At 72.7% G+C, this 12705-nt stretch carries 11 protein-coding genes and 1 pseudogene; 5 read left to right on the forward strand and 7 right to left on the reverse strand.

Annotated elements, in window-relative coordinates:
* Positions 1–357, forward strand: a pseudogene (locus tag OUY22_RS32050) (glycoside hydrolase family 3 protein); the annotation flags it as partial.
* On the opposite strand, the gene OUY22_RS32055 reads toward OUY22_RS32050, so the two are convergent.
* Positions 347–1528 (reverse strand): ROK family transcriptional regulator, encoded by a 1182-nt coding sequence (locus OUY22_RS32055; protein ID WP_270158995.1) that lies wholly within the window; start codon positions 1526–1528, stop codon positions 347–349. The pseudogene OUY22_RS32050 and the gene OUY22_RS32055 overlap by 11 nt on opposite strands.
* 90 nt (positions 1529–1618) lie before the next feature.
* On the opposite strand from OUY22_RS32055, the gene OUY22_RS32060 reads away from it, so the two are divergent.
* The 3 genes from OUY22_RS32060 to OUY22_RS32070 all read left to right on the forward strand — a co-directional run bounded on the left by OUY22_RS32060 (position 1619) and on the right by OUY22_RS32070 (position 4826).
* The gene (locus OUY22_RS32060; protein ID WP_270158997.1) at positions 1619–3523 is read left to right on the forward strand and encodes an endonuclease/exonuclease/phosphatase family protein; all 1905 of its coding nucleotides are present in this window, start codon (positions 1619–1621) and stop codon (positions 3521–3523) included.
* 8 nt (positions 3524–3531) lie between these two features.
* Entirely contained in the window at positions 3532–3981 is a 450-nt protein-coding gene (locus OUY22_RS32065) for an RrF2 family transcriptional regulator (RefSeq protein ID WP_270158998.1), read from the forward strand.
* Between the two features lie 65 nt (positions 3982–4046).
* Positions 4047–4826, forward strand: a complete 780-nt coding sequence (locus OUY22_RS32070; protein WP_270158999.1) for a DNA-formamidopyrimidine glycosylase family protein — start codon at positions 4047–4049, stop codon at positions 4824–4826.
* Here the strand turns inward: OUY22_RS32070 and OUY22_RS32075 are convergent.
* From OUY22_RS32075 to OUY22_RS32100, 6 genes are all read right to left on the reverse strand, one after another.
* A complete protein-coding gene (locus OUY22_RS32075; protein WP_148034847.1) occupies positions 4823–5179 on the reverse strand; it encodes a helix-turn-helix domain-containing protein in 357 nt (118 codons plus the stop codon). The two genes, OUY22_RS32070 and OUY22_RS32075, sit on opposite strands and share 4 nt — an antisense overlap.
* Before the next feature lie 286 nt (positions 5180–5465).
* Positions 5466–6170 (reverse strand): CinA family protein, encoded by a 705-nt coding sequence (locus tag OUY22_RS32080; RefSeq protein WP_408638235.1) that lies wholly within the window; start codon positions 6168–6170, stop codon positions 5466–5468.
* Between the two features lie 62 nt (positions 6171–6232).
* Complete coding sequence (pgsA, locus tag OUY22_RS32085) at positions 6233–6808, reverse strand: CDP-diacylglycerol--glycerol-3-phosphate 3-phosphatidyltransferase (RefSeq protein ID WP_270159000.1); 576 nt, start codon at positions 6806–6808, stop codon at positions 6233–6235.
* A complete protein-coding gene (rimO, locus tag OUY22_RS32090) occupies positions 6805–8217 on the reverse strand; it encodes a 30S ribosomal protein S12 methylthiotransferase RimO (RefSeq protein ID WP_270159001.1) in 1413 nt (470 codons plus the stop codon). The genes pgsA and rimO overlap by 4 nt, the downstream gene beginning before the upstream one ends.
* A gap of 45 nt (positions 8218–8262) precedes the next feature.
* Positions 8263–9012 (reverse strand): helix-turn-helix domain-containing protein, encoded by a 750-nt coding sequence (locus tag OUY22_RS32095; protein ID WP_270159004.1) that lies wholly within the window; start codon positions 9010–9012, stop codon positions 8263–8265.
* 76 nt (positions 9013–9088) lie between these two features.
* Positions 9089–11602, reverse strand: coding sequence for a DNA translocase FtsK (locus tag OUY22_RS32100; protein ID WP_270159006.1), 2514 nt, complete (start codon positions 11600–11602; stop codon positions 9089–9091).
* 224 nt (positions 11603–11826) lie between these two features.
* Here OUY22_RS32100 and OUY22_RS32105 point away from each other — a divergent pair.
* On the forward strand, positions 11827–12705 hold an 879-nt coding region (locus OUY22_RS32105; RefSeq protein WP_270159007.1), incomplete at its 3' end, for an ATP-binding protein.

Raw genomic sequence — 12705 nt, forward strand, 5'->3', positions numbered from 1 at the left:
GAGGTGGACACGCCGCCGACCATCGCCGTCGGCGACGTGCCGTGGGGACTGGGGCGGTGGTTGCCGGAGGCTGAGGTCCTGCGCGTCACCCCCGCCGCCGCCGACGTGCCGGGACTGCTCGCCAAGGCCGCGGACCGGTCGCTGGTGGTGGTGGTCAAGGACGCGCACCGCCATCCGGACAGCCGGGCGCTGGTCTCGGCGCTGGTGACCGGCCGGCCGGACGCGACGGTGGTCGAGATGGGGCTGCCGGTCTGGCGGCCGGACGCCGCCGCCTACCTGGCCACGTACGGCGCGGCCAGGGCGAACGCGCAGGCCGCCGCGGAGCTGCTGACCGGCAGGGCCCCGGTCAGGACGTGAGGAGCTCCTGGCGGGCCTGGTCGAGGGCGGCGAGCACGGCGCCGCGCAGCACCGGGTTGGGGTCGGTGACGGCCGTGGTGACCACCTGGGGGCGGACCGGGCAGATGCGGGCCACCGCCTCCTCCACCCGAGAGGTGAGCGCCTCTCCCCCGGCATGGCCGACCTCGCCCGCCAGCACCACCAGGCCGGGGTCGAGGATCACGCAGACGGCGGCCACGCCCAGGGCGAGCCTGCGGGCGATCTCGTCGAGCAGCGGCTCACCCTCGGCGCCGGCCGCGACCGCCACCTCGACGCAGTGGCCTGCGCTGTCGGCCGCGAACCCGTACCCCCGCGCCAGCTCCGCCACCGCCTCGGCGCTGACCAGCGACTGCAGGCCGCCCGCCAGCGACGGCAGCCGCCCGGGAGCGGTGCGGATGTCCTCCGGCAGCGGCACGCCCGGCACCGGCAGGTAGCCGATCTCCCCCGCGCTGCCGGACCGGCCCCGGTGCAGCCGGCCGCCGAGCATCACCGCCATGCCCAGGCCGCGGCTCGACCAGAGCAGCACGAAGTCGTCGATCCCCCGCGCGGCCCCGTCGGCCCGCTCGGCGATGGCGGCGAGGTTGACGTCGTTCTCGATCGTCACCTCGCGCTTGAGGCCCGCCGCCAGGGCCTCGTGGATGCCTTCGTGCCAGCCCGGCAGGTCGAAGGAGAAGCGCACGTCGCCGCTGCGCGGGTCGACCACGCCTGGCGTGCCGATGACCACGCCGCGCAGGCGGCTGAGGCCGACCTTGGCGGTGCGGCACGCCTTGGTGATCGCGTCGTGCACGGCGGCGACCGGGTCGGCGTGGCCGTCGGGGTCGACGGTGACCTGGGCGATCGTACGGCCGTGGATGTCGGCGACGGCGGTGGATATCAGCCCGGGACCGACTTCCAGCCCGGCCACGTAGGCGCTGGAGGCGATGACGGAGTAGAGGGCGGCGTTGGGGCCGCGCCCGCCGGCCTGGGCGCCGACCACCTCGACCAGCCCGCGCTCCTCCAGCCGGGCCAGCGTCTGCGACGCGGTGACCTTGGACAGCCCGGTCAGCTCGCCGATCTGGCCGCGGGTCATCGGCCCCGAGGCCAGCAGCAGCTCCAGAGCGGCCCGGTCGTTGATCTCCCTGAGCAGTCTGGGCACACCAGGGCGTCGCTCCACGCTGAATCCCACCGTCACAATCGAAAAGGTTGTTGGAAGTTTAGCGTTCCCACCCTTGCTTATCGATGCAGGTGAACGCGAGGATGGCTCATGCTCCCCCTCCGCCACCAGGTCGCTCTTCTGGTGCTCGGCGTCGTCCTCTTCCTGGACGTGCTCCGGGTGTTCCTGCCCTCGCTGATCACGCTGTTCGGCCGGGCGGGGTCGACCGCCCCCGAGCTGATGGGCCTCTACGCGGCCGCCTGGTTCGTGCTGCCGTTCCTCGCCCTGCCGCTGCGACCGCGCTGGGCCGTGCTGGGCGGTGCCGCCGCCCTGGTGCTGGCCCGCGTCCTGCTGCAGGCGGAGGTCTCCCAGCTGTACGTGGCCTCGGCGGGAGTGAGCGCCGGCCTGGTCTTCCTGTACGGGTGCGCCAGGAGCACCACCCGGACGGCGACGCCCGCGGGGATCATGGGCGGCCTGGCCTGCTCGATCCTCGGGCACCTGCTGCTCGACGGGGTGGACCTGGTGTGGCGGTCCGGGCCGCTCGTCTGGGCCGCGGTGCTGACCCTGTGCGCGGCGTTCCTGGCCCTGACCGTCCACCCGCCCCGCCGCCCCCCGGCGCCCGGCGATCCCCAGGGCCGCGATGAGCTCGCCCCGGCCGGGACGTGGTTCCTGTTCGGGCCGGTGCTGCTGCTGACCGGGATGGCGGCCACCGGCTACGCGAAGGCGGCCGTCGGGCCAAGCCTGCTCGCCTGGGACGCCTTCTTCCAGGTGGCGGCGCTGGTCGCGGCGACGGTGCTGGCGTCGCGGCCGTCGCGCTCCTCCGCCTTCGACACGATCGCGGGCGCGCTGCTGGTGTGCTTCACCGGCTTGCTGCTGCTGCCCTCGTCCGGGTCGACGGGGCTGGGGCTGAGCGGCGCCATGGTGCTGCTGTGGGCCGGGCCGGTGCTCGCCGCCTCCGCGCAGCGGCGGGCGGGCGGACGCCAGGGGGTCGCGGTGCTCGGCGGCGGGGTGGTGTTCCTGGTGGCGACCTTCGCCTACTACGCCTCGTACGACCTGGACCTGGGCGTCCCCAACCAGGTCTGGCCGATCGCGATCGCGGTGCTGGCGGCGGTCGTCGCGCTCCGGCCGGGACAGGCCCGGCCGCTGGGGCCCCGGGTGCGGCGGCGGGTGTGGCCGCCCGTGGCGGCGACGGCGGCGCTCGCGGCGCTCGTGGCGGTCACGAGCTGGCAGCCGCTGCCGGTGCAGCGGGCCGCGGCCGGGACCACGGTCAAGCTGGTGGTCTACAACATCCGGATGGGGTTCGGGCTGGACGGGCGGCTGTCGCTGGACGACATCGCCGCCTGGATCGCCGCCCAGGAACCGGACGTGGTGCTGCTGAGCGAGGTGGATCGCGGCTGGCTGCTCAACGGCGGCCACGACGACCTGGCCAGGATCGCCCGCGGCCTGGGCATGCGCTACCACTTCGCCCCGGCCGCCGACAACGTGTGGGGTGACGCCCTGCTGACCGACTTGAGCGTGCGCGCCGTGCACTCCCACCCGCTGGGCCGGCACGACTACCCGACGGGCGCGCAGGCCCAGGCCATCGTGCTCGGTGTCGAAGGCGGCGGTGAGCTGGGCATCGTGAACACCCACCTGCAGGCCCCGGACGGGCAGGCGGCCGAGGTCGCCGCCATGGTCAGGGCGCTGGTGGCCGGGAAGGACGCGGCCGAGGCGACCCCGGCCGGGCAGCACCCCAGGACCGGCGTCGTCAGGCCGGTGGTCCTGGCCGGGGATCTCAACATCCGGCCGGCCGACCCCGAGATGCGGGTGCTGGAGCAGGCCGGGCTGTCGGACCCGCTGCTCGATCTCGGCGACCCGCCCACCTCACCCGCCGACGCTCCGGCCGAGAGGATCGACCACGTCCTGATCACCGAAGGGCTGACCGCCTTGTCCGCCGAGGCTCCGCGGGTGCCCTTCTCGGATCATCTGCCCGTGGTGGCCACCTTGCGCCTAACCAGTGTTGACCAACAGGGATAATCGACAACATGCGCCTTTCTGCTCGTGTCGACTACGCACTCCGGGCCGCCGCCGAACTAGCCGCGGCCGGTGCGGGCCCGACTACCGTGGGCGAGCTCGCCAAGGAGCAGGACATGCCGCCCAAGTACCTGGAGAACATCCTGCTGCAGATGCGCCGCGCAGGGCTGGTCCGCGGACAGCGCGGCCCCGAGGGCGGCTACGTCCTGGCCCGGCCGCCGGCCGAGATCTCGCTCGCCGACGTGATCAGGGCCGTCGACGGGCCGCTGGCCAACGTCCGCGGCGAGCGGCCCGAGCACGTCGGCTACCGAGGGCCGGCCGAGTCGCTCCAGCAGGTCTGGATCGCGCTGCGGGCGACCGAGCGCGGCATCCTCGAAGAGGTCACGCTGTCGCACGTCGCCTCCGGCAACCTGCCCGACCACATCCGCCGGCTCGCCGCCGACCCCGCCGCCTGGGACTGACCTTCCCGAGGACGGCCCGTCCCTGGTGCCGGTACGTCCATGCAGGGAGTTCCTAGACTGGAGGCATGCCCGAGGGAGATGCCGTCTACCGCACAGCCGCGCGGCTGCGGGGAGCGCTCGACGGGGAGGTGCTGACCCGGTCCGACTTCAGGGTCCCCCGCCACGCCACCGCCGACCTCACCGGCCGGGCGGTGCTGGAGACCGTGTCCCGAGGCAAGCACCTGCTCACCCGGGTCGAGGGCGGGCTGACCGTCCACACCCACCTGCGGATGGACGGCGGCTGGCGGGTCGTCCCGGCCGGCCGGGCCGTCGCCGGAGGCGACCAGGTGCGGCTGATCCTGGCCAACCGGCGCTGGCAGGCGGTCGGCGTGAAGCTGGGGATGGTGGACCTGCTGAGGACGGCCGACGAGGACCGGGTCGTGGGCCACCTGGGCCCCGATCTGCTGGGCGAGGACTGGGACCCGGCCGAGGCGGTGCGGCGGCTGCTCAGGGCGCCCGCGACGACGATCGGCGAGGCGCTGCTCGACCAGCGCAACCTGGCCGGGATCGGCACGATCTACCGCGCCGAGACGCTGTTCCTGCGCGGCGTGTGGCCGTGGCGCGAGGTCCAGGACGTGCCCGACCTCGAAGGGCTGGTCACGCTGGCGCGACGGCTGCTGGCGGCCAACAGGGATCACGCGGGCACGGTGACCACCGGGGACCGCCGCCCGGCGCATCAGACCTGGGTCTACGGCAGGGCGGGCAGGCCGTGCCGCCGCTGCGGCACTCGCATCAGCCGCGGCGAGATGGGCGCGGGCCCGCAGGAGCGACTGATCATGTGGTGCGGTGGCTGTCAGCCGGGCTAGGCAGCCACCATGTCCTTGACTTCGGGGAACACGGTGTCGGAGATCGACCCGGGGACCGAGTCGGGAACCGCGATGCGCTCGTGCTCCGGCGCGTCGGCGAGCACCGGCGCGGCCTGGAGCTCCGCCAGCGCGAACTGGTCGGAAACCTCACGCAGAACCTGCGAGAGCGGCACCCCGAGCGCGCCGCAGATCGACGCGAGCAGCTCGGAGGACGCCTCCTTCTGACCGCGTTCGACCTCGGACAGATAGCCGAGCGAAACCCGTGCGAGCGTGGACACCTCTCGGAGTGTGCGTCCCTGCCGCACGCGCAACCGCCTCAGCACGTCTCCGAGCAGCTGACGCAGGAGAATCATCTGTCGCTCCCTCCCCGGCGCGGATGGCTTCACCACGCCCCGCGCGATCGAGTCGTGCCGCCCGTTGTTCTTCTTCGCTTCGTACATACTCCTCGCCGTCATTGCCGGGCGTCTCCGCCCCTGGCCCGCCGCTCGTGGCGCATCGCGTGACTCATCAGGCCCGCCTGCCGGGCGCTCGCTGCTTGCAGTTGGCTCACGGACCTCACTCACAGCTCCACCGTACCCGCATCGACCGACAGCGCGTCAGACCGTGCTTCGCATGTTCGCTGGGGACGTAACACGGTAATCATCCGAAATGTTCCCCCTTGCTGGACATAAGCACACTTGCCAGGAGATCAATAGCCTCGTCCACCGTCTCTACCCTGATACGTTCGCGCGACCCCTCAAGTCTCAATCGGCGCCCCCACAACCGTCCACCGGGCCCGCTCACCGCGGCGAAGACCGTGCCGACCGGCTGTCCGTCCTGCGGCTCCGGCCCCGCCACGCCCGTGACGGCCAGCCCGTACGTGGCCTCGCACAGGCGCGCCACCCCGGCCGCCATCGCCGCGGCCACCTCGGGATGCACCGCCCCTTCGCGGCGCAGCAGGTCCTCCGGCACGCCCAGCAGCCCGTGCTTCAGCTCGGTCGCGTAGGAGATCACCCCGCCGAGGAACACCCGGGACGAGCCGGGCACCGCCGTGATCGTCGCCCCGATGAGCCCGCCGGTGAGCGACTCGGCCACGGCCAGCGTCGCTTCCTCTCGCGCCATCGTCTCCAGCACCTGCACGGCCCCGGACGGCCTGCCCACCCCGGCCACTCCCCCGGCACTCCCCGCGCCCTCGGTGCTCCCCGTGTTCCCCGCACCCCCGGCACTCTCCGTGCTCTCCGTGGGCTCGTCGCTCCCCGCGCTGCCCGCCATCACTGCGCCCCGCTCCGTCTCCACGCCGCCCGCGCTCGCCGCCGTCACGGCACCGCCCCCGGTCCCGTCGCCGCCCGCGCTCGCCGCGGTCACGGCGGTCTCCGCGTACGCCGTCGTCCGCGTACGTCTCGAGCTCTCTCCGCCCCCCATGACCCTCACTCCCCGCGCGCCGCCCGCCTCGCCATCCCGCGCAGCCTGACCGCGCGGATCACGTAGTCGACCCCCGTCACCAGCGTGGTCACCAGCGCCGCCCCCATCACCGTCCAGCGCAGCGCGTCCGGCACCCACGGCACCAGGTAGAGCGCGATCGCGGCGAGCTGCAGGACGGTCTTGACCTTGCCGCCGTAGCTGGCCGGGATGACCGCCAGCCTGATCAGCACCAGCCGGAGCACCGTGATGGCCAGCTCCCTGCCGAGGATGACGATCGTCACCCACCACGGCAGCTCGCCCAGCATCGACAGGCACACCAGCGCGGCGCCGGTCAGCGCCTTGTCGGCGATCGGATCAGCGATCTTGCCGAAGTCGGTGATCAGTCCGTAGCGCCTGGCCAGCTCGCCGTCGAGGTGATCGGTGATCGACGCCACCGCGAACACCGCCAGCGCGGCCAGCCGCCAGCCCGTGCCCGGCAGGAACAGGCAGACGACGAAGAACGGGACGAGCGCCAACCGCAGGACCGTGAGGACGTTGGCGATGTTCCACGGGCTTACCGCGCGGCGCTCGTCTGCCGTCATGGACCGGCGGCCTTGATCCGGGCGATGAGATCGACCCCCTCGGCGTCGACGACCATGGCGCGCACGAGCTGGCCCGGCACCAGGCCGATGCCCTGCACGGTGACCGACCCGTCGACCTCGGGCCCCTGGTGGGCGGCCCGGCCCTCGTAGCCGCCGTCGCCGAGGTCCTCGTCGATGAGCACCTCGACCTCCGTGCCGATCCGCTCCTCGGCGCGCTGCGCCGTCAGCTCCTCGGCCAGCTCGGTGAGCACCCGCACCCGCTCGTCGACGACCTCCTGGGCGAGCTTGCCCTCGAACCCGGCGGCTTCGGTGCCGTCCTCGTCGGAGTAGCCGAACACGCCGATCACGTCGAGCCTGGCCGCCTCCAGGAAGGAGACGAGCTCCCCGAACTCCTCCTCGGTCTCCCCCGGGAAGCCGACGATGAAGTTGGAGCGCACCCCCGCCTCGGGAGCCTGCTTGCGCACGCTCTCCAGCAGGCCGAGGAAGCGCTCGGGGTCGCCGAAACGGCGCATCCGCCGCAGCACCCCGCCGCTGGCGTGCTGGAAGGACAGGTCGAAGTACGGGGCCACGCCGTCGGTGCCGGCGATCACGTCGATCAGGCCGGGTCGCAGCTCGGCGGGCTGGAGATAGCTGACCCGCACCCGCGAGACGCCCTCGACGGCCGCCAGCCGCGGCAGCAGCTTCTCCAGCGCCCGCAGGTCGCCCAGGTCCTTGCCGTAGGACGTGGAGTTCTCGCTCACCAGGACGAGCTCGCGCACGCCCCGGTGGGACAGCCAGTCGGCCTCGGCCACCAGCTCGTCGGGGTGGCGGGACACGTAGGCGCCGCGGAAGGCCGGGATGGCGCAGAACGTGCAGCGCCGGTCGCAGCCCGAGGCGAGCTTGAGCGAGGCCACCGGGCTCTCGTCGAGCCGCTTGCGCAGCACCCGGGGACCGCTCGCGGGCGCGACCCCTTCGGGCAGGTCGCCGTGACCGGGGATGTGGCCGCGGGAGGAGGCGGTCCGCTCCACCGGCGTGATCGGCAGGAGCGTGCGGCGGTCGCGCGGCGTGTGGGGCGTGAGCGGGCGCCCGGCGACCACGTCGTCGAGCCGCCCTCCGATGTCGGTGTAGTCGTCGAAGGAGATGACCGCGCTGGCCTCCGGCAGGGCGTCGGCCAGCTCGGTGCCGTAGCGCTCGGCCATGCAGCCCGCGGCGACGACCTTGGCGCCGGAGTCGGCGGCGGCCAGCAGGGTGTCGATCGAGTCCTTCTTCGCCGACTCGATGAAGCCGCACGTGTTGACCACGACGACCTCGGGGTCGTCGTCGTCGAGCTGCCAGCCGGCAGCTTCGAGTCGCGCGGCCAGCTCTTCGGAGTCGACCTCGTTGCGGGCGCAGCCCAGCGTGATCAGCGATGCGGTTCGGCGGGATGACATGGTGACACTACGGTATCGGCAGTTGGCCACCACCCGATGCAGGGGTTACCGGGCTTGCGGCTTCCTCGGCACGAACGACCGGCGCACCCTCTGCCCCGGCTCCCCCACAGCCCTCAGCTTCTTCCCGTTGACCTGCACCAACACGGTCCCGGCGTCGGCCACCTCGAAGTCGATCCGGCTCTGCGCCCGCCAGGTGGCGATCCTGCCGGCCTTGAGACTGCCGTCGAACAGCTCGCGCCCCTTGGCGTCGCGGACGGTCACGTGCGCCCGCCGCTTGGCCTCGACCGTGACCACGACCTGGTTCTTCCTGGCCATGGCGACGGCCGGCGGCGCATCCGTGAACGGTGAGTTGGGCGGCACGCTGGCCGCCGTCCGCTCACCGCGGGCGGTGCGGACCTGGTCGGACGCCCCGCCCAGCACCTTGACCACGCCGAACACGACCACGACCGCCAGCGCGACCGCCAGCGCCGTGGTCCAGCCGGGGCCGCGCCGCTCGGCCAGTCTGAGCATGCGGTCGGTCTGGAAGACCGCCGCGGCCCGGACCGGCTTGGGCGCCCCGCCGTGCTCCTGGTCGTAGCGGTGCACCACGGCCTCCGGATCGAGGCCCACGGCCCTGGCGATGGTCTTGACGTGCCCCCTGATGTAGAAGTCGCCGCCCGACTCGACGAACTCGTCGCGTTCGACCGCCTTGATGATCGCCTCGCGAATGCGCGTGATCTGGCTCAACTGCTCGACCGTCAGCCCTGAAGACTGCCGAGCCGCCGCCAACGTTGCTCCGATGCTCTGCTCCTGCACGGCAACCGCCTTCCCCCACGACGGAGCGTATTAGCTCCTATTCAAACAGTTACCGATGGGGAAGTGGGCATTGGGGTCATTCGCCACGCAGGTCAGCCAGCAACCCAGGCAGATCATCCGGTTTCACCAGGACCTCGCGGGCCTTGGAACCTTCGCTGGGACCGACGACCTCGCGGCTCTCCAGCAGGTCCATCAGCCGCCCGGCCTTGGCGAAGCCGACGCGCAGCTTGCGCTGGAGCATCGAGGTGGAGCCGAACTGGGTGGTGACGATCAGCTCGGCGGCCTGGATGAGCAGGTCGAGGTCGTCGCCGATGTCCTCGTCGATCTCCTTCTTGGCGCCGGCCGCGACGGTCACGTCATGGCGGTACTCCACCTGCATCTGCTGCTTGCAGTGGGTGACGACCTCGGCGATCTCCTTCTCGGAGACGAACGCGTTCTGGATGCGGATCGGCTTGCTGGCCCCCATCGGCAGGAACAGCGCGTCACCCTGGCCGACCAGCTTGTCCGCGCCCGGCTGGTCGAGGATGACGCGGGAGTCGGTCAGCGAGGAGACGGCGAACGCCAGCCGGGACGGCACGTTCGCCTTGATCAGGCCGGTGACCACGTCCACGCTCGGCCGCTGGGTGGCGATGACCAGGTGGATGCCGGCCGCGCGGGCGAGCTGGGTGATCCGGACGATCGAGTCCTCGACGTCGCGCGGGGCCACCATCATGAGGTCGGCCAGCTCGTCCACGATCACCAGCAGGTACGGGTAGGGCTGGTAGACGCGTTCGCTGCCGGGGGGCGGGGTGAGTTTGCCGGCCCGTACCGCCTTGTTGAACTCGTCGATGTGGCGGAAGCCGCTGGCGGCCAGGTCGTCGTAGCGGCGGTCCATCTCGCCCACCACCCATTCGAGGGCCTCGGCGGCCTTCTTCGGGTTGGTGATGATCGGGGTGATCAGATGGGGGATGCCCTCGTACACGGAGAGTTCGACGCGCTTGGGGTCGACGAGGACCATGCGCACCTCGTCGGGGGTGGCGCGCATGAGGATGGAGGTGATCAGGCCGTTGACGCAGACGGACTTTCCCGCGCCGGTGGCGCCGGCGATGAGCAGGTGAGGCATCTTGGCGAGGTTGGCCACGATCGTGCGGCCCTCGACGTCCTTGCCCAGCCCGACGATCATGGGGTGGTGGTCGGCCTGGGCGACCTGGGCGCGCAGCACGTCGCCGAGCGCGACCAGGTCCTTGTCGGCGTTCGGGATCTCGACCCCGATCGCCGACTTGCCGGGGATCGGGGACAAGATCCGGACATCGGCCGATTTAACGGCATAGGCGATGTTCTTGGTGAGCGCGGTGACCTTCTCCACCTTCACCGCGGGGCCCAGCTCGATCTCGTAGCGGGTCACGGTCGGACCGCGGGTGAACCCGATCACCTGGGCGTCGATGGCGAACTGCTCCAGCACGCTGGTCAGCGCGTTCACCACGACCGTGTTGGCCTTGGTCTGCGGCTTGGGCGCGGTGCCCGGCTTGAGGTGCTGCAGGTCAGGCAGCTGGTAGGGGCCCGCCTGCGGGGAGAGCACGAGCTGCTCCACCTTGCGCGGCGCCGGCGTCGGCTGCGGCGGCTCAGGCGGCCTGACGGGCTCAGGGGGCGGCGGCTCCTCCTCGTCCGTGAGCCCGGGGACGATCTCCGGCGAGTGCCGTTCGCGCTTGTCCTTCTCCGACAGGACGGGCGTGTCGTACGGCTTTACCGCGTCCTCGCCCTCGGCGGCGGGCTTCTTCGGCCGGGCGCGCCTCCTCGGCTGCGGCGCGGGCCCGCCCTCCGGCGTCTGCCGTTCGAAGAGCAGGTTGCGCAGCTCGGCCAGCCGCTCGGGGATGCGGTGCACCGGCGTGGCCGTGATCACCAGCACGCCGAACCCGGACAGGAGCAGCAGCAGCGGGATGGTGATCCACGGCGGCAGGATGCTCATCGGCGGCGCCGAGACGATGAACCCGATCAGGCCGCCCGCCTGCGACACCTTCTCCATCGTGTTGTTCGCGTCACCCGCGGGATAGGGGGTGCCGTTGGCGACGTGGATCACACCGAGGACGCCGACGAGCAGCGCGCTCCACCCGATCACCATCCGGCCGGTGTCGGCGTTCTGGTCGGGGTGGCGCAGGTAGCGCCAGGCCAGCAGGCCGAGCAGCAGCGGCAGCGCCCACGCCAGCGAGCCGAACACGGCGTGCACGACGGTGTGGACCACGTCGGAGACGCCGCTCCTGGTGTCGCGCCAGGTCATGGCCGCCAGGACGACGGCCCCGGCGAGAACGGCCAGGCCCACCCCGTCGCGCCGGTGAGCCGGGTCGAGCTCTCTGGCGTTCTTGCCCAGCGCCCTGGCGGTGCTGCCGATGCCGTTGGCGAGCAGCATCCACAGCCCCACGACCAGCTTGGCGATCATGGTGAACACCCAGCTGATCGGGTCCTGGTGCGTCAGGGAAGCCTTGCGCGCCGGCCCCGCACCCTTCGCCCTGGACCGCCCCGCGGACGTGGCTCCCCGCTTCGGGGGGGTCGAGCGAGACGAGGGCGACCGCTTCGCCGGCCCCTTCGATGCGCTTTTCGGCGTACGGGTGGCCATGGTGCCAAAGGTACGTCGGATACTGCCGCGAAAGCACCGGGACGCGCCGGGGATCGCCAGATCATGTCGAAAGACCGCGTCGCGGACCCCCGGAGGCGTCCCCGCACCCCAGGGACGCGCCGCGAGTCCTGACCCCTTCGTCAAAGTGCGGGAATCCCGGGCGGCCCGTCTGCCACTCTGAGAGTGACCGAACCGCCACATCGAGTGATGCTCTAGGACGTGCAGTGGAGACGACCCAGGTGTCGAGCACCGCCTTCGACGGCACGCCCCAGGCCCCGGCGGCAGCGCGGCGGTTCGTCCGCCAGGTGCTCGGCGCCTGGCGCCTGGGCCACCTGGCGGAGGACGCCGTGCTGCTGACCAGCGAACTCGTCACCAACGCGGTGGTGCACGCCGGCACCGGCGTCGAGCTCACCTGCCGGCTGGACGCCGGGGCGGTGCCGCCCAGGCTGGAGATCGCGGTCGACGACCGGCGTCCGGGCCGGGGCCTGCTGGCCGAGCCGGCCCCCGCCGGACCGGGGTCCACCTCCGGGCGTGGCCTGGCGCTGGCGAGCATGCTGGCCGACGCCTGGGGCGTCACGTACACCAGGACGGCGAAGCGGGTCTGGGTGCGGATGGACGTCGGCGACGCGCAGGAGCCGCCCGCCCCCGCGGTGCCGGCGCCGCGCGAGCCGGTCGACGCGCTGCGGGTGGCGGTGCTGGTCGCCGACGCGGGCGGCCGGGTGATCTCCTGGAACGCCGACGCCGAGTCCCTGCTCGGCTGGACGGGACGGCAGGCCGTCGGCCGGCCGCTGGAGGAGCTGGTCGACTGGCGCGGTCACGGCCCGCACGCGCCGGCCCTGTCCGACACGCTCGCGCTCGGCCGCTGGCGCGGCGAGTCGCGGATGCGCCACCGCGACGGCCGCTTGGTCCCGGTCTACGTCTCCCATCTGCGCACCGGAGCCTCGCCCGAGGACCGCCGGGCGATCTGGATGGTGGTGGGCGGCGACCACGGGTTCGTGCTGGCCTCGCCGCCGTCGCCCGCCCGGCGGGAGACGGGCCGGCGCATCGAGGACCTGCTCGACCGGGACGGCCCGCTCCCCGACCTGCTCGACACGATCGCGCGC

The sequence above is a fragment of the Nonomuraea corallina genome (genome assembly GCF_027620315.1).
Lineage (GTDB): Bacteria > Actinomycetota > Actinomycetes > Streptosporangiales > Streptosporangiaceae > Nonomuraea > Nonomuraea corallina.